Origin of the sequence: Apibacter adventoris, from assembly GCF_002964975.1 — a bacterium.
Lineage (GTDB): Bacteria > Bacteroidota > Bacteroidia > Flavobacteriales > Weeksellaceae > Apibacter > Apibacter adventoris.
The window spans coordinates 291,773-308,393 of sequence record NZ_PSZM01000046.1; the positions used below are offsets into that span (position 1 = coordinate 291,773).

Consider the following 16,621-nt stretch of genomic DNA (forward strand, 5'->3'; position numbering starts at 1 on the left):
TGGATTAATTATTTCTTAATTCTGCATGAAACTGTGAGGAGAATTTCTCTATAAGTTTATTCATGACTTTGTCAATATCCTTTTCAGTAATAGTTTTATTTTCGTTTTGTAAATAAAAGTTTAATGCATATGATTTTTTATTATCGGGAAGGTTTTTCCCTTCATATACATCAAATAAGTTTACAGATTTTAGTAATTTTCGTTCTGTTTCAAAAGCAGCGTTGTATAGATCAATATATTTTATATTTTTATCTAAAAGTAAGGCTAAATCTCTACTGGATCCGGGGAATTTTGGGATTTCAATTAATTTTTTAGCAGGTTTATTAGCTGAAATTAGGAAAAGTTTTTCCCATTCTAATTCGGCATAAAAAACTTCTTCTTTGATGTTATATTCTTTTAATATTTTAGAATTAATGCTACCCATTTTGACTAATGAGCCTTTATTATTTTTTAATTCTATGCCTTCTTTAAAGAGAGAGGTTTCTATAGGTTTTTCCTGAATATTGTAAACAGAAAGTGTTTTAAATAATTGTTGAATAATCCCTTTTAAATGATAAAAGGTACTATTATTATTTGGATAGATCCAATTATTTTCTTGAATATTTCCAGATATGGCTATAGCTAATTTTTTGTGTTCTAAATATTTTTCCTGAGATTTAAAATATACTTTTCCAAATTCAAATAGTTTGATTTCTTTTTGGTTTCGGTTTATGTTAAAAGCTATATTCCCTAATAGTCCATAAACCAAAGATTGACGCATAACAGCTAATTCATTGCTTAACGGATTTAATATTTCTACATAGGTATTATTATTTTCTTCTCTTTTTTCTGTTAAAGAATTATTTATTACTTCATTAAAACCATGAGATGTTAGCTGATTTGCTATTACATTTTCTATATGTTCATCATTTTTTTGTTCAGATTTTGTATAGGCAAAAGAGAATTTTTCAGGAAATTCTATTTGATTATATCCATAAATACGAGCTACTTCTTCAATAACATCAATTTCGCGTGTTACATCCACTCTATATGCAGGAATAATGAGGTCCAAAACTTCATTAGTTTCACTTATAATTGTTATATCTAAAGATTTTAGTATTTCTTTTATTTGATCTCTGTGGATTCTTTTTCCTAAAATCTGATCAATTTTATAATATCTTAATATAGTGTTTGAATTATTGATCGGTGATGGATAATGATCAATGATTTCACCTATAATTTTTCCTTGTGTTAATTCTTGAAATAACTGACCTGCTTTTTTTAATGCTAAAATAGTAATATTAGGATCTATCCCTCTTTCAAAACGGAAAGAAGAATCTGTATTGAGACCTTCTTTTTTAGAGGTTTTTCTAATGGATACGGGTTGAAAATAGGCAGCTTCTAAAAATATGTTTTTAGTGGTTTCTGTTACACCGGAATCTTTTCCTCCATAAACTCCAGCAATGCACATTGGAATATTATTTCCGTCTTTAATTATTAATTCATCAGAATTCAAAACCCTTTTCACACCATCTAAAGTGGTAATTGTTGTTCCCTCCTCAACAGTACCTACAATTATTTTTTGTTTTCCAATTTTGTCAGCATCAAAAGCATGGAGAGGTTGCCCGTAAGAATGTAAAATGTAATTTGTAATATCTACTGCATTATTAATAGGAGATAACCCTATGGTTTTAAGCTGATCTTGTAGCCATTGGGGAGAAGATCCTAATTGAATATCTTTAATGTATATGCCTGAATATCTGGGGCATAATTCAGTATTTTCAATTTCTATCTCTATAGGGTTTCCTTTTTCCTCATCCAGTTTAAAATTTTCAATTGTAAGCGGAGCTAAAGTAGATTTTATTTTTTTATTTTTTAAAGAGGCATATAAGTCTCTGGCTACTCCGTAATGACTCATTGCATCTGTTCGGTTAGGGGTAAGGCCAATTTCTATACAATAGTCTTTTGTTACCTGATATACTTCACTTAAAGGTGTCCCTGCTTTTAGTTCTGAATCGAGAATAATTATACCGTCATGGTTTTCCCCTATTCCCAGTTCATCTTCAGCACAAATCATACCCAGAGATTCTTCCCCTCGTATTTTACTTTTTTTTATTTCAAATTTTTCTCCATTTTTTGGATATAAAATTGTACCGACGGTAGCTACTGGTACTTTTTGCCCAAGAGCTACATTCGGTGCACCACATACAATTTGTACAATTTTATTATCTCCTAAATTGACCTGTGTTACTTTTAATTTATCGGCATTAGAATGTTTTTCACATTGTATGACTTCTCCAACAATAACTCCTTCCAAGCTTCCTTTAATAGATTCTATTTCTTCTATTCCTTCTACTTCTAATCCTGTGTCCGTAAGTGTTGAGGCTATTCTTTCTATAGAAATGTCTGTATTAATATATTTTTTTAACCAGTTATATGATATTTTCATTTTTTATAAAAACTATGATATATGTAAACTTGCGCTTATATATTTATAAAATAAATTTTATATGATTATATGAATTTAATATTTTAAAGTTTTTGTTGCTAAGCATTTAACATTACGGGCATTACAAGCATTAAAACGTCTTCATTTTCATCAACCCCATCTACAGGCTTTATTATTCCTGCTCGGTTTGGAGTAGACATTTCCAATGAAATATCTTCTGAAGAAAGATTTGTAAGCATTTCATTAAGAAATTTGGAGTTAAAGCCAATTTTTAATTCTTCCCCATTATAGTCACAAGGTAAACTCATTTCAGCCTTGTTTGCAAAATCTACATCTTCTGCACTTAGTTTTAAAGAGTTTCCATTTAGCGAAAGACGCACTTGCGATGTAGATTTGTTAGAGAATAAAGCAGCTCTTTTGAGAGAACTTAAAAATAGTTGACGATTTATGGTAAGGATATTTGGATTTTCTTTAGGAATTACAGCATCATAATTTGGATATTTTCCGTCTATCAAACGACATACCCATTGGGTTTCATTATGGGTAAACCGCGCATTGGTTTCATTGAAGTCTACAGTAACTTCGTCATCATATGCCATAAGAGCATTTTTCAATAAAGTTAACGGTTTTTTAGGCATAATAAATTCTATTTCTTCAGGCGAAGAAATATCATTCCTTGTATATTTAACAAGCCTGTGAGCGTCTGTGGCTACAAAACGACATTCATTTTCTGTAAATTGAAATAATACTCCGGTCATTACCGGACGCATAGCATCATTTCCAGTAGAGAAAATAGTATTGGCTATAGCTTCTGCTAAGACAGAGGCTTTTATAGTAATTGATTTATTTGTATCTAATTCCGGTAGAGTAGGGTATTGGTCCACTTCATCCAGGGCTATAAAATAGTTGTCTTTTTCGTCTACTATTTCCAGCTGATTTCCTTCTTGTGAAAAGGATAAAGGTTGTTCGGAAAAAGTTTTAATTATATCGGTTAATAATTTTGAAGGTACAGCTATTTTCCCGGAATCGCTACTTTGTACTTCAATACTTGTTTTCATAGTTGTTTCTCCATCAGAGCCATATATGACCAATTTTTCTGAATTTAGGTCAAATAAAAAGTTTTCTAAAACTGGCAAGGATGAATTACCTCCTGTAACTCCACTAATTAATTGTAAAGCCTTTAATAATTCTCCGCTAGAAACTATAAATTTCATATAATGAGTTTTTTCTTAATATTTACAAAATTAGTTTTTTTCGTTCTAACTCAAAGTTTTTTTATACTTTATTTTTAATTTTATTTACCATTCGCTAGTTTTTATTTAGTTTGTTTACGAACTTATTTTTTTACGAGTGAATAATTTTACTTTTTATTAGATATATATTTAATTTTATAAGAATAAATTATGTGAGAATTGAAAGCTAAATGGAATTTTTGATAAAAAAAAGGCTAAGGATTTTTTTTAATCCTTATTTTCTTTTAGTATTTTAGGTTTTAGAATTCGAAATTTTAATAAATATTATAAAAAGAGTATATTTGTAAACATTTTATCTATGGGGCTGACTGGTTTTGACAGCAAGATCAATGGATAAGTAAGCATGTCGAGCCATGTAATACAATCTCGTAAAACTTGTATTACAAAATTATAACTGGCAACGAAGAATACGCTTTAGCTGCTTAATATAACTGAATCATAGTAGGTTGAAGCATTTTTTCTACAAGGTAGAAAAGCTAAATGTCTCTCAAAAGCCTTTCTCTGCGGCGTTTGGTATAGAGGTACAGGAATGTAGAGATAGAATAAAGTAAGCATCGGACTTTATTCAAAATTTAAGATGATAAGCTGTAAATAGGATGCAGGTCTTCAGTTTACAGTCGAAAATTAAGGATCTGATAAGCATGTAGAAAGCTTATGTATTGCTTGTTTGGACGAGGGTTCGAATCCCTCCAGCTCCACAAAATGGATTTTAGAGAATCCATTTAAAATTTAAAAGACCTATAAATCAATAATATATTTGATTTGTAGGTCTTTTTTTAGTTTGCTTTATATTGTGTGATATTGTTAAAAAACAGAATAAACCCAACCGGACATTTCTTGTGAGCTTGTAATTGTGGATCGAAATAAGAGAATGTTACATTTGATTTTCAGGAAAGAGTAGTTATATTTACCATATACGACGCTTCGCTATGATAGGGTATGAGTAAAATTAAGAAAATATTTTATGGTATGTAAAAATAATAATTATTATATTTGATTTATATTATTATGTTCATAAAATACTACTATGAATATCCAAGATTATCTAAAAAGCCTAAATAGTCATTTTAAAAGGGATATATCAACAGAGCTCACATTTAGAGGTGACCTGCAACGACTCTTAGAGTCATTAGTTCCACAAGTGAAAGTGACAAATGAACCCCGCCGTATTGGTTGTGGAGCTCCCGACTATGTTATAACCCATAGAGATATTCCCGTGGGTTATATTGAAGCTAAGGATATAGATACCGACCTGAAAGCTAAACAATACAGAGAACAGTTCGACCGATACAGAAATGCTCTAGATAATCTTATTATCACCGACTATCTGACTTTTGTCCTGTATAAAGAAGGAGAGTTTGTTACCTCTGTACAAATAGGTAAAGTGCAGAACAAAAAAATAATAACCTCGTTTTGATAATAACCAAATTAAAAATAAAATAATATGTTAAGTGCTAATAAAGAAAAACTACAATCCTATTTTATGGGAGCGAACCAGTTTATAATACCTTTCTTTCAACGTTCCTATGTTTGGGATTCTAAAAATTGGTTAGAACTATGGGAAAATATAATAAATGTAAAAAATAAAATTAGTGAAGGGAAAACAGAAAGTGAGCATTTCATTGGAACAATAATAATAAAACAGTCTACGAAAACAGAGAGGTTAGGTGCATTAGAATATGATTTGATTGATGGACAACAAAGATTAACAACTATTTGTATTTTACTTAGGGCTTTACATGATGTGTCAAATGAAGATTCTTTAAAGAAATGGATTTTTGATTTGCTAATTTCAAGAGATTCATATGGCAATGAAAATATTAGAATATTGCATAGTAAGGTTGATAAAAAATATTTTGAACAAGTGATTCTTGATAAAGAGTGTAATAATTTATTATATAATAAATTTAATGAAATAGAAGAAATTAAACAAAGTAAAGAAAATGGTATAAAACAAGCATATTGTTTTTTTCGGAAACAAATAATAAAAGAATTAGTTCAAGAAGATATTAGATCTTTTGCAGGAATTCTTTTAGAGAGATTACCTGTTATACATATGGCTCTATCTAAGGATGATGATGTCCAACAAATTTTTGACACAATAAATTCTTTAGGTGTAAGGCTTACTACTGCTGAACTATTGAAAAATCATTTATATGCATATAAAAATGTTGCTTCAAAATATAAAGAATATTGGGAGGACGTTTTTGAAGCTGATGAAGATGCTATAAATTTTTGGAATGAAAATAAAACTTCTGGACGTATAATGCGGACGACAATAGAGCTATTTCTTTATAGTTATCTAGTCATAATAAAGGAAGGTACTGTTAAGATGGAATCCTTGTTTAAGGAATTTAAAGATTTTCTCAAAGATAAAACAGCAGAAGAGAGGCTGGAATTTGCTAAAGATTTGAGTGAATATGGACAACTATATTCCAAGATACCAGATGGAAAAAATCTTGGAGAAATAATGTTTAATGAACATGATAAACGTTTTTTTCATGTTATTCAAGGTTTGGAAAATACAACTATTTTGCCTTTAGTATTATATATTTATAAAAGAGTTGATAATGAGTTAGAAAGAAATAAAATCCTAAGAATATTTGAATCTTATTTGATTAGAAGAGCTATCTGTAAATTAACTACTAAAAATTACAATAATTTGTTTATATCTATATTAAAAGACATGAAAAAAGAACCTGTTATTACAGCAGACATTGTCAAACAAAAATTAATGTCTTATGAAGATGATAGTAACAGAGTCCCTAATGACGAAGATTTTAAAACGGGTTTTTATTCTTCTCATTTAGTGAATAAATACACAAGTGAAATATTGTATTGTATAGCTCTTTATCAAATATGTAATGAGTTTCAAGATTCAAAAAAATTGAGTCTTAGCAATTTAAGTTTGGAACATATGATGCCTAAAAAATGGAGGAATAATTGGCCACTAGAAGAAGGCGAAGATGAATTTCAAAGAGATTCTATTTTATTAACTTTAGGTAATCTCACTTTGGTAACGGGCAAATTAAATAGTTCTATGAGAGATTCACCTTGGAAAAATAAAAAAGAGGCATTGAGGAAAAATTCATCATTGAGGATTACAACAGATTATATTCATACCGATATCTGGAATGAGAATGAAATCTTGAATCGAGTTCAAAGTTTATTTGAATATGCTAAAACAATTTGGAATATGTAATAAATGCACTACACCTTACGCTACACTCACATATAACTAATTGATAAATAGATGTATTTTTAGTTCCTCCAGTTCCATAAAAATCGCTAGTTATCAGTGGTTTATGAAAATAACACCCGATTTTACACCCTAAAATGTAAAGTTGGGTGTTTTCTATTATAAAAATTAATTTACAACAATAATTTCTACATCAAATTTATGTCTATTTTTATCTCGTGTACAGTTTAAGTCATTGAAATTGGATATATCTTTTGTTTTTCTAAGTGGATCGTAAACAAAACAGAATAGTTTTTTTTATCATATACATTGATGATATGATTCTATATCAAGTCAATTCTAGTTCCTTTAGCTCCTTGTTTAGCAATTGGAACTTCATCTCTTAAATTTAGAAAAACAGATAACATATAACATGTCTTGAACATCATACTCGTTATTTATTTCAAAAAACCTTATGTTCCTCTCTTTTTTAACCAAACAAATATATATGATACAGCTTTTCTATTCTTTGATACTAAAAGTGGTGAGAATGCTTTTATCTAATATCTGATAGAATCGTATGATTTGATTTTCCATTCAAAGATACAATATCAACTTACAAAACCTTGTTATTCATTTGGTATAGTAGCTCTGGGCGCCCTGAATGAAAGCAAGAAGTTGAATATAAAAAATATCAGTTTCCCTATTCTTTACTAAATTCTAATTTGCGGTCGCCCTGCATTAGATATAAAATATTTTTACTTGGCTCAAATTCAATATTCACCCCTATACCTTCATTACGAAACTTGTTTTCTTCATAGCTATCCAAAACAGCACCCCCTGATATTATAAGCCGATCGTGATCTTTTTCAATAACCAGTTTTATAGGAAAATTTTCATTTACATAAGTTCCTTCGTATTTATCTAAAGCTTCCGGCTTGTGAACTACACAGGTAAATTTAGGGAATACAATATTTTCGCCATATATTATATCCATTATATCTTTTGCAAAAGATTTGTGTCTGTATCGATTTGTAATAAGACTGAAAGCAATTGCAATATCACTGTCTTCATTATAAAAGACAAAAGAATGTGTACACGATGTATCTCCTCCATGTCCAAAAAAAATCAAATTTTTATAGGGCCATATTATCATTCCTCTACCAAATATTTCTTTATCATGCGGCTTCATTAACTCAATAGATGGATGTTTAAGTATTTTGTTATTGAATAAACCGATGATAAAAAGATTAAGATCCGTAGGTGTTGAAATAAGATCTCCTACTCCCACTACACGATCAAAGCACATATCTTTTGCTTCTGCCCATTTGCAGTTGGCAAAAGCATATGGCAGATAAACATTTGATACATCATTTTGCGACGATTCTAAAGTTTTTAGATTGAGAGGGCCAGCGATTTCTCTTTGTATAATATTTGAATACGTATCACCATATTTTTGCTCAATAATTTTAGCTAAAAGATAGTATGCCGTATTTGAGTAATGCACTTTCTCGCCTGGTTGGAAGAGGACCCCTTGTTCTTTGATTTCTTCAAATATCAAACTATCATTTACACTATCATTAAGCCATAATTTGTTGTTCTTAACTGTATAATCTCCTAGACCACTTGTATGTTCAAGCAAATTTTTTATACTAATTTTATTGGCATTAGGTACTGATGGAAAGAAATCGGAGAGTTTGTCTTCAAGTCTAAATTTATTATCATCTATTAATTTAATCGTCAAAGTCGCAGTAAACATTTTAGTTACCGAACCTATATTATATCGGGTTGTTGGGTTAAAACATCCTGCCATGAATTGTTGGACAAAACTTCGGTTATAGACCTCAACACCCCCTTTGAACAAAGAAAGAGTACCCATCCCTCCATTGTGTTCTTCAAAGTACTGTATGTATTTGTCAATTTTTTGTTTATCAATAGTTTGAGCAGAGAGCATGCTATGAAACAAAAAAATGAATAAAATCCATTTAACATATGATCTTTCTCTATTAAAAAAAACTCTTTGATTGGTTGTTGGTAAATAGGCAATTGACTTTTTCATTGTGTATATTTCTGACCTTAAATTTAGAATATTTAGATATTGAAAAAAAATTAAGATGTACTTTTTTTTATAAATTGAAATATTGTAAAATCTCAAATATGTCCAAGGTTTTATTTAGTATTGGTTTCATCATTTTTGGATAGAGTAAAGAAATATGCTTTTTCCGGCATAAGTATTTAACTGAAATGCATCTTTGTATTTATTTAAAGCCTTTGCCAATTCTTCTAACAATTTATTATCTTTTACTCCATAATAAACTTGTTTTAAAATATCGAATGTAATATTTTCATTACATCTTGGGTATTTGTCATTTTACTATTCCTCCGTTCTGTCAATACCGGAGAGGTAACCTGCAGTTCTTCAATAGTTTCGGTTTCGGAAACATAAAACGGATTATAAAAATGGAAAAATCTGATTTTATTGAGAAACTTCTAAAGATATATCTCCATACGATTCCGCTTGTTTTAATGCATGTTTAAGATTAGGTAAACCATAATAATTATTTTTTCTAAATTCTTTTATAAGTTGATTCCATTGTTCTGGTTTTCTTTCATGATATTCTTTGCCTAATATAGTCCATTTTGCATGTGTTTCCATTCCTACTTCTGAATATTTTTCTGATAATGGATCAAACGTATTTGCCATATAAGCTAATATCATATAGTATTCTTCATCACTAAAGTTTTTCCAATCATTTCTATTGCTTAAATTTAATAATTGCTTGGCATATTGATATTCTTTATCATTTGTATTTACTTCAATATATTTTAGAATATTTTCTCTTATTTCTAGTTTATTTTGACAATTTCTTACAAACACATAATTTTTTATAAAATCATCAGCTTGGTTATAATTCTTTTCCATTACCCAGTTTAATAATTTTTTATCTTCCGTATAGCCAAAGGTGGTTACCAAAGATTCCATAAAGTATTCATCATTATTGATCAACCAGGCAAGCTGACTTGGATCGTCATTAAATAAATATTTATTGAGGGACAGTATTAACTGCTGATTAAAACTTCTTTGTTTTGATAAATTATAATCATCATTTCTTGAAGCTAAATCTTTCCATAATTCAATAGTATAACTTTCTTCATCTATAGTATAATGTGAAGAAATTTGATTTTCTATTTTAGAAATTTTAGGGTAATTCTTTTGATAATCTATGAGTTCCGGTATATAATAAAATTTAGAGATTATTTTTCTATTTTTATCTATATAAATCCCTTTATATTCTACACCATTATAAGGGAAATAATTAAAATCTCTGTCGCATTTATCAAAAAAATTAACATATAAATATCTTTTATCTGAATTGTTGTCAATTATTCTTTTTAATTTTAATTTAATATTTTTATTAAAATCAGATTGTAAAGGCGTTTTATATCCATTTGATTTTAATAAACTATCTGCTAAAAACATAGAAACATTTAGTTCTTCCAATTTAAATGCTTTCTTAGGAATCTCAACGCCAGGCTCTTCTATATAATGATTAGCTCCTTGCTTTAGTTGTTTTTCTAATATAATCTTTATTGTTTTATCATGAGGTTTCTTATTCGATACTATATTACTTTTCTGTTTTTCTTGACAATTTATAATATTAAAAACAAGTATAAATAAGCATATATACAATTTATTGTTTAGCATATCTATTTTTTATCTTTAACAAGTTTTGTGTTTACTTTATTATGTGAAATAAGAAACTTATTTATTTTTTCAAGTTTATTGTACTATCTATTTCCTTTGATTTATTGTTTGGGTATTCTATTGTTTCTTTTTTTTCCTGTCCTCGACAAAAAACTAAAGACAAAGTGAGTACATAAACTAATATAAATTTTTCTTTTAATGGGCTTTGCTTTTCTATAAGGCTTTTATATTTTTCATATTCTTTCCAATCTACTACTATCCACGGTGCTCTATCTCCAGTAAATTCTAATTCCTCATTTCCTTTACAACGTTTATCAAACTCAAAAACCTCATTTTTTAGTATATCAAAAGCTTTTTTTCGGGTAGCCCATCCATAAGGATTGGTTTCTAATTTTTGTCCCTTAGGGTATCCATTGAGCATCTTAGCCTGAAGCCAGAAATATTTTTCATCTTCTTCCACCAAATGAGATACCTCATTTAATTGTTTCCCTAAAGCCTTGGAAAAATACTCTGCCCGAAATTTAATATATTCAGTATTTGAAGCCGAAGACCAGTTAGGCACAGATTTTCCGTTGGTTTTATCAGTCCAGAACCAACCGGCACTGTCTATGGCATAATGAATTTGAGTGCAGAGTAAGTCCGGTTGAGAAATAATATTTTTATTTCCTACAAAGTCTGCATATTTTTCATAAGGTCCCGCTTCGTTATAAAGGCCTGAACTGTCTTGTATTCCGGTTAGCTGGTGAAATCCTCTCCCTTTATAAATAGATTTACTGGAACTGTACTCACTCAGGTCTTCTCCTAATAATCTGAATCTTGTTTCGGCGTATCCTAATGCAATAAACACAATTTTTTGCATACAGGTATTAATATCATAACCGGTAAATATGCGGTTAAATTCATTAACCGTTCATCATCTAAATTTTATTTTTTTAATATTAATTTGCTGGTAAGGGAGGTGCTTCTTCATCTAAATTATCTATTGCTTGTTTCAAATTAGGAAGTTTATAATAATTGTTCTTTTCAATTTCAGGTATAAGATTTTTATCACTTATACTTAAATTATATAGCATAGTACCTGGATTCCATAATGCCTTTCCTTCTAACTTTGTGTACTTATAAAACAAAGGGCTTAAGATATTTGCTATATATGCAATAATTTTTGTTTTTTCATTTTTGTTAAAAAATTTATTGTCAGAAGTATGGTATCCAAAACTTTCAAGCGCTTTATAGTAAGTATTTTCATTTTCATTAGTATTATCTGCTATATATTTTAATATATCCTTACGTATTTCTAGATCTCCTTGACAATTCTTTACAAACACATAATTTTTTATAAATTCTTCAGCTTTATTATAATTATTTTCCATTACCCAGTTTAATAATTTCTTATTTTCTGTGTAGCCAAAGGTAGTTACCAAGGATTCCATAAAATCTTTATCATTGTTAGTTAACCAAACAAACTGACTTGGGTCATCATTAAATAAATATTTATTGCGAGCAATAAGTAATTGTTGGTTGAAACGTCTTTGTTTAGATAAATCTTTTACATCTCTCCATAACTTAAGATTAACTTTATAGTCATCTTTAACAAAAGATTTATTTATTTTATCTTCTACTAATGCTGTTTTAGGGTAATCTTTTTGATAATCAATTAACTGGGGGAGTAATAATATAGGGAAAATAATCTGTTTATTAGGTATAACATATATTTGTGCAGATGGAAAATCAAAAATATCATGATTTAGTTTAGTATTGATATTACATTTACCTTCAAGTGTATTGATATAAAAAGGATTTATTTGTTTTGTACCAAAAATCTTTGTTATTTTATCATTAAAATCATCCTGATTAGCTTTATAGCCATTATTGTCTAATATTTTTCTAATTACAGTAGATTCCACATTAACATCTTCTTCGGTAAATATATAGCCAGTAGGAATATCTGTAACCTCATTTTCTGCCGATGCACCATTTTCTAATTGATTATTCAATACTTTTTCTATATTGACATTCTCTTGTTCCTGACAAAAAAATAAGGACAAAGAAAGAGCATAAACCAAAATAAAAAATTGTATTTTCATTTTGAGTAAGGTCCTTTCATATAAGTGGCTCTGTATAGGTAGTCCATAGGTTGAGGATCATCAGCCAACGTTTGATCATTTTCAAACATATCTTTTTCCTGCTCTGCTTGTTGGTACCATTTTTTTAAATTAGGTAAATTATAGTAATTGTTTTTCTCAAATTCTTTTTTATATTTTTTATCAGGATCCTGATAAAAAATAAATTTACCTAGAAACATTTGATTATAGCCATATTCTTTATTATACTTGTATTGCTCTCCAAATGCCAGTAAATAGGCTGCAATTTTAGCTTTTTGCTGGAGATTTAGTTCCGTTTCTTTTTCATTATTAACCAGATAATTAATATATTCCGCTAGATATAAAATATATTCTTCATTACCATATTTGGAGGAAGGTTTAACTAATTCTTTTATAAGATTTAAAGTATTAGGATGTAGATTTATCTCTCCATTACATTGTTTCGTCCATAAAAAATTTCCATAATTTTTTAAGATTTCATCAGGCGGATATTTTTGATATTTAAATCCTTGTTTTTCAAAAGCCCATTTCAGTAATTTCTTATCTTCGGTATATCCAAAGGTAGTAACCAAAGATTGCATAAAATCTTCATCATTATTAATCAACCATGCAAACTGGCTTTTGTCATCATTGAAGAGGTATTTGTTGCGAGTAATTATTTCCTGAGGAACTTTTATTTTAAATGTATTATCTGGATTAATTTGAATTATATTTTTTAAAGTTATGATGTATAAATAAATATGCCTATCTAAGGAAAAAAACATATTATTTGTAACACTATACAAATCAAATTGGTTGTATTTTAATGTTTCTATATTTCCATCCATCATATTCCCATAATATACTATGAATTCATTACCTTTATTTATTCTATTACATTTATTATTAAAATCAATATTAAATATCAATTTTAATTTTTCATAAAATTTTTCATCAGATATATCTCTATAACCATTTTGTTTTAACCCATTATAAATTAATTGATTTTCTATTAAAAAATCCTTCTGGGTCATTTCATATGGGTTATTAAATTCTTTTTCATCAGATTCAATTCTTTCTTGTAATTTAATCTGTTGTTTAATTTCATTTATATCTATATCCATATGGTTACGACTTTCATTAGCTTTAATTTCTGAATGATTAAAAATTTGCTTTTCATCTTTTATTTGACAAAAAACTAAAGACAAAGTGAGTACATAAACCAAAATAAATAATTGTATTTTCATTTTGAGTAAGGTCCTTTATAATAAGTGGCTCTGTAAACATAATCTTTGGGTTGAGGATCATCAGCCAACGTTTGGTCATTTTCAAACATATCTTTTTCCTGCTCTGCTTGTTGGTACCATTTTTTTAAATTAGGTAAATTATAGTAATTGTTTTTCTCAAATTCCTTTTTATATTTTTTATCAGGATCCTGATAAAAAATGAATTTACCTAAAAACATTTGATTATAGCCATATTCCTTATTATACTTATATTGCTCTCCAAAAGCCAGTAAATAGGCTGCAATTTTAGCTTTTTGCTGGAGATTTAGCTCCGTTTCTTTTTCATTATTAACTAAATAATTAATATACTCTGCCAAATTTAAAAGATATTTATCTTTATTTATAGATGGTTCAGATAACTCTTTAATTAAATATAAAGTATTGGGGTGTAGATTTATTTCACCATTACATTGCTTTGTCCATAAAAATTTCCCATAATTTTCCATTATATTATCAGGCGGATATTTTTGATAGTTGGAAAATCCTTGTTTTTCAAAAGCCCATTTCAGTAATTTCTTATCTTCGGTATATCCAAAGGTAGTAACCAAAGATTGCATAAAATCTTCGTCATTATTAATCAACCAGGCAAACTGGCTTTTATCATCATTGAAAAGGTATTTGTTGCGGGAGATCAATAATTGCTGATTGAAGCGCCTTTCTTTTGGTAAGTCTTTGTCGTCTTTCCAAAAGGCAATTTGTAAACTTGCTAGTTGATTAAAATTATAATTCTTATATTTTTTATCTTCTAATTGTGCTATTTTAGGGTATTCTTTTTGATAGTCTATTAATTCTGGTAAATAATAAAAATTTGAAATAATTTGTTTATCTTTCACTATATGATATCCCGTTTTTTCTGAACCTTCTGTGTATAAATAATAACTATCAGATTCAGTAAATGAAGGAGGAAAAGTAGAACATTTAGCATTTTCAACTAAATTTAAGTCAAAGTGAATAATATTTTTAGTTTCAAATTTTTTAAATAAATAATCTCCAAAAATTAATTTAATCCTATTATAAAATTTATCATTTTCAATTTTAATATATCCATTTTTTAATAAAATAGAATCAATTATAATGTATGATGCTTTAAAAAATTCTTCATCTGAATTTATAATAGGTTCGTCGCATTCCATCCCTCTATCACCAGTGCCACGACATAATTGTGCTTTTAAAACTTCCTCAACTAATTTCATATCAGTGTTTTTCATTTGTGTTTTAATAGATCTATTTTCATTTTCTTTTCTATTTTGTCCCTGACAAGAATAAATAAATGTTATAATTATAAAAAAATTAACGATTACTTTCATTTTCATTCGTTTTAGTTTTAGCGTTTAATATTTTATTATTTAATGCATCTATAGATTGATCATAAATATCATCATCTGTTAAATAATCACTTTCTTTTATTTCATAATCTTTTGGAATATAAAAACCTAAAAATTTTTGATTTACTTGTCCACATTCATTCATACAGTTAAAAGATCCAGTTATTCCATTATGATTATATGAAGATAATTTTATTCTATCACCTTGATTTCCACCTAAACAAATTAATTTACCATCTTTTGTCTTACCGAAAAGAAATGTAACATGTCCATGTCCACATCCCTTTCCGTTTGATTGTTTATAATTTTTAAATACTACAAGCGCTCCAAAGATTGGCTTATCAATTTTTTTGAATTGGCTTGATGTTGATATGGATAAAGAACCAGCTGAATTTACGAAAGAATATTGTTTTGTTTCTTTTATACACCAATTAGCAAAAGAAGCGCACCAAGCTATCTTGCTACTCCAATTTTGTCCAGCTATTACTTTATGATAGTTTGATACTTTTGCTTTCAATGGTTCCTGTTTTTCATTACAATTTTTATATTTTATTCCTTCCTGTATGGCAACATTCATCCACGGTGCTCTATCTCCAGTAAATTCTAATTCCTCATTTCCTTTACAACGTTTATCAAACTCAAAAACCTCATTTTTTAGTATATCAAAAGCTTTTTTTCGGGTAGCCCATCCATTAGGATTGGTTTCTAATTTTTGTCCCTTAGGGTATCCATTGAGCATCTTAGCCTGAAGCCAGAAATATTTTTCATCTTCTTCCACCAAATGAGAAACCTCATTTAATTGTTTCCCTAAAGCCTTGGAGAAATACTCTGCCCGAAATTTAATATATTCAGTATTTGAAGCCGAAGACCAGTTAGGCACAGATTTTCCATTATCTTTATCTGTCCAAAACCAACCGGCACTGTCTATGGCATAATGAATTTGAGTGCAGAGTAAGTCCGGTTGAGAAATAATATTTTTATTTCCTACAAAGTTTGCATAATTTTCATAAGGTCCTGCTTCGTTATAAAGGCCTGAACTGTCTTGTATTCCGGTTAGCTGGTGGAATCCCCTCCCTTTATAAATGGATTTACTGGAACTGTACTCACTCAGGTCTTCTCCTAATAATCTAAATCTTGTTTCGGCGTATCCTAATGCAATAAAAACAATTTTTTGCATACAGGTATTAATATCATAACCGGTAAATATGCGGTTAAATTCATTAACCGTTCTTTCGAGTTTTTTATCATCTAAATTTTTTTGTCTGTCCCATAAGGTAACGTCTATCTTTTCTTTTGAAAAACCGCTTATTTCCGAAGACCATAGTTTGAAAAGCATATCTTTAAAAAACTCTACAGTAAGAGGT

General features: G+C 28.6%; 11 protein-coding genes and 1 other RNA gene. 3 read left to right on the forward strand and 9 right to left on the reverse strand.

The genetic code is table 11. From position 1 onward, the window contains the following. Nucleotides 1-4 precede the first annotated feature (4 nt). Entirely contained in the window at nucleotides 5-2,428 is a 2,424-nt protein-coding gene (gene pheT, locus C4S77_RS11790) for a phenylalanine--tRNA ligase subunit beta (RefSeq protein ID WP_105247705.1), read from the reverse strand. Nucleotides 2,429-2,526: 98 nt separating this feature from the next. Then, nucleotides 2,527-3,642: a DNA polymerase III subunit beta gene (gene dnaN, locus C4S77_RS11795; RefSeq protein ID WP_105191473.1), complete on the reverse strand. Its 1,116-nt coding sequence runs from the start codon at nucleotides 3,640-3,642 to the stop codon at nucleotides 2,527-2,529. Between the two features lie 339 nt (nucleotides 3,643-3,981). Between dnaN and ssrA the strand changes: the two genes are divergently transcribed. The 3 genes from ssrA (at nucleotide 3,982) to C4S77_RS11810 (ending at nucleotide 6,883) form a co-directional block, all read left to right on the forward strand. Continuing rightward, nucleotides 3,982-4,382: a transfer-messenger RNA gene (ssrA, locus tag C4S77_RS11800) on the forward strand. A gap of 440 nt (nucleotides 4,383-4,822) precedes the next feature. Then, entirely contained in the window at nucleotides 4,823-5,098 is a 276-nt protein-coding gene (locus C4S77_RS11805) for a hypothetical protein (protein ID WP_146106115.1), read from the forward strand. Between the two features lie 27 nt (nucleotides 5,099-5,125). Then, a complete protein-coding gene (locus C4S77_RS11810) occupies nucleotides 5,126-6,883 on the forward strand; it encodes a DUF262 domain-containing protein (RefSeq protein WP_105191468.1) in 1,758 nt (585 codons plus the stop codon). Nucleotides 6,884-7,562: 679 nt separating this feature from the next. Here the strand turns inward: C4S77_RS11810 and C4S77_RS11815 are convergent. The 7 genes from C4S77_RS11815 to C4S77_RS11845 all read right to left on the reverse strand — a co-directional run bounded on the left by C4S77_RS11815 (nucleotide 7,563) and on the right by C4S77_RS11845 (nucleotide 16,593). Further along, nucleotides 7,563-8,918 carry a serine hydrolase domain-containing protein gene (locus tag C4S77_RS11815; protein ID WP_105247706.1) on the reverse strand — a complete coding sequence of 452 codons (1,356 nt, stop codon included), beginning with the start codon at nucleotides 8,916-8,918 and terminating at the stop codon, nucleotides 7,563-7,565. A gap of 417 nt (nucleotides 8,919-9,335) precedes the next feature. Further along, entirely contained in the window at nucleotides 9,336-10,565 is a 1,230-nt protein-coding gene (locus C4S77_RS11820; RefSeq protein WP_105247707.1) for a hypothetical protein, read from the reverse strand. A 61-nt stretch (nucleotides 10,566-10,626) separates the two neighbouring features. Next, a complete protein-coding gene (locus C4S77_RS11825; RefSeq protein ID WP_105247708.1) occupies nucleotides 10,627-11,424 on the reverse strand; it encodes a hypothetical protein in 798 nt (265 codons plus the stop codon). Between the two features lie 79 nt (nucleotides 11,425-11,503). Then, the gene (locus C4S77_RS11830) at nucleotides 11,504-12,649 is read right to left on the reverse strand and encodes a hypothetical protein (protein WP_105247709.1); all 1,146 of its coding nucleotides are present in this window, start codon (nucleotides 12,647-12,649) and stop codon (nucleotides 11,504-11,506) included. After that, nucleotides 12,646-13,893, reverse strand: coding sequence for a hypothetical protein (locus C4S77_RS11835; protein WP_105247710.1), 1,248 nt, complete (start codon nucleotides 13,891-13,893; stop codon nucleotides 12,646-12,648). Before C4S77_RS11835 ends, C4S77_RS11830 begins: the two co-directional genes overlap by 4 nt. After that, entirely contained in the window at nucleotides 13,890-15,245 is a 1,356-nt protein-coding gene (locus tag C4S77_RS11840) for a hypothetical protein (protein ID WP_105247711.1), read from the reverse strand. The genes C4S77_RS11835 and C4S77_RS11840 overlap by 4 nt, the downstream gene beginning before the upstream one ends. After that, nucleotides 15,223-16,593 (reverse strand): TIGR02594 family protein, encoded by a 1,371-nt coding sequence (locus C4S77_RS11845; protein ID WP_146106116.1) that lies wholly within the window; start codon nucleotides 16,591-16,593, stop codon nucleotides 15,223-15,225. Before C4S77_RS11845 ends, C4S77_RS11840 begins: the two co-directional genes overlap by 23 nt. Between the last annotated feature and the right edge of the window lie 28 nt (nucleotides 16,594-16,621).

What these genes read in the sequence shown, in the direction of transcription:
- C4S77_RS11840 (WP_105247711.1), bottom strand. Translation starts at nt 15,245, where the DNA reads ATGAAAATGAAAGTAATCGTTAATTTTTTTATAATTATAACATTTATT.
- C4S77_RS11810 (WP_105191468.1), top strand. Translation starts at nt 5,126, where the DNA reads ATGTTAAGTGCTAATAAAGAAAAACTACAATCCTATTTTATGGGAGCG.
- C4S77_RS11845 (WP_146106116.1), bottom strand. Translation starts at nt 16,593, where the DNA reads ATGCTTTTCAAACTATGGTCTTCGGAAATAAGCGGTTTTTCAAAAGAA.
- C4S77_RS11835 (WP_105247710.1), bottom strand. Translation starts at nt 13,893, where the DNA reads ATGAAAATACAATTATTTATTTTGGTTTATGTACTCACTTTGTCTTTA.
- C4S77_RS11820 (WP_105247707.1), bottom strand. Translation starts at nt 10,565, where the DNA reads ATGCTAAACAATAAATTGTATATATGCTTATTTATACTTGTTTTTAAT.
- C4S77_RS11815 (WP_105247706.1), bottom strand. Translation starts at nt 8,918, where the DNA reads ATGAAAAAGTCAATTGCCTATTTACCAACAACCAATCAAAGAGTTTTT.
- dnaN (WP_105191473.1), bottom strand. Translation starts at nt 3,642, where the DNA reads ATGAAATTTATAGTTTCTAGCGGAGAATTATTAAAGGCTTTACAATTA.
- C4S77_RS11830 (WP_105247709.1), bottom strand. Translation starts at nt 12,649, where the DNA reads ATGAAAATACAATTTTTTATTTTGGTTTATGCTCTTTCTTTGTCCTTA.
- C4S77_RS11825 (WP_105247708.1), bottom strand. Translation starts at nt 11,424, where the DNA reads ATGCAAAAAATTGTGTTTATTGCATTAGGATACGCCGAAACAAGATTC.
- pheT (WP_105247705.1), bottom strand. Translation starts at nt 2,428, where the DNA reads ATGAAAATATCATATAACTGGTTAAAAAAATATATTAATACAGACATT.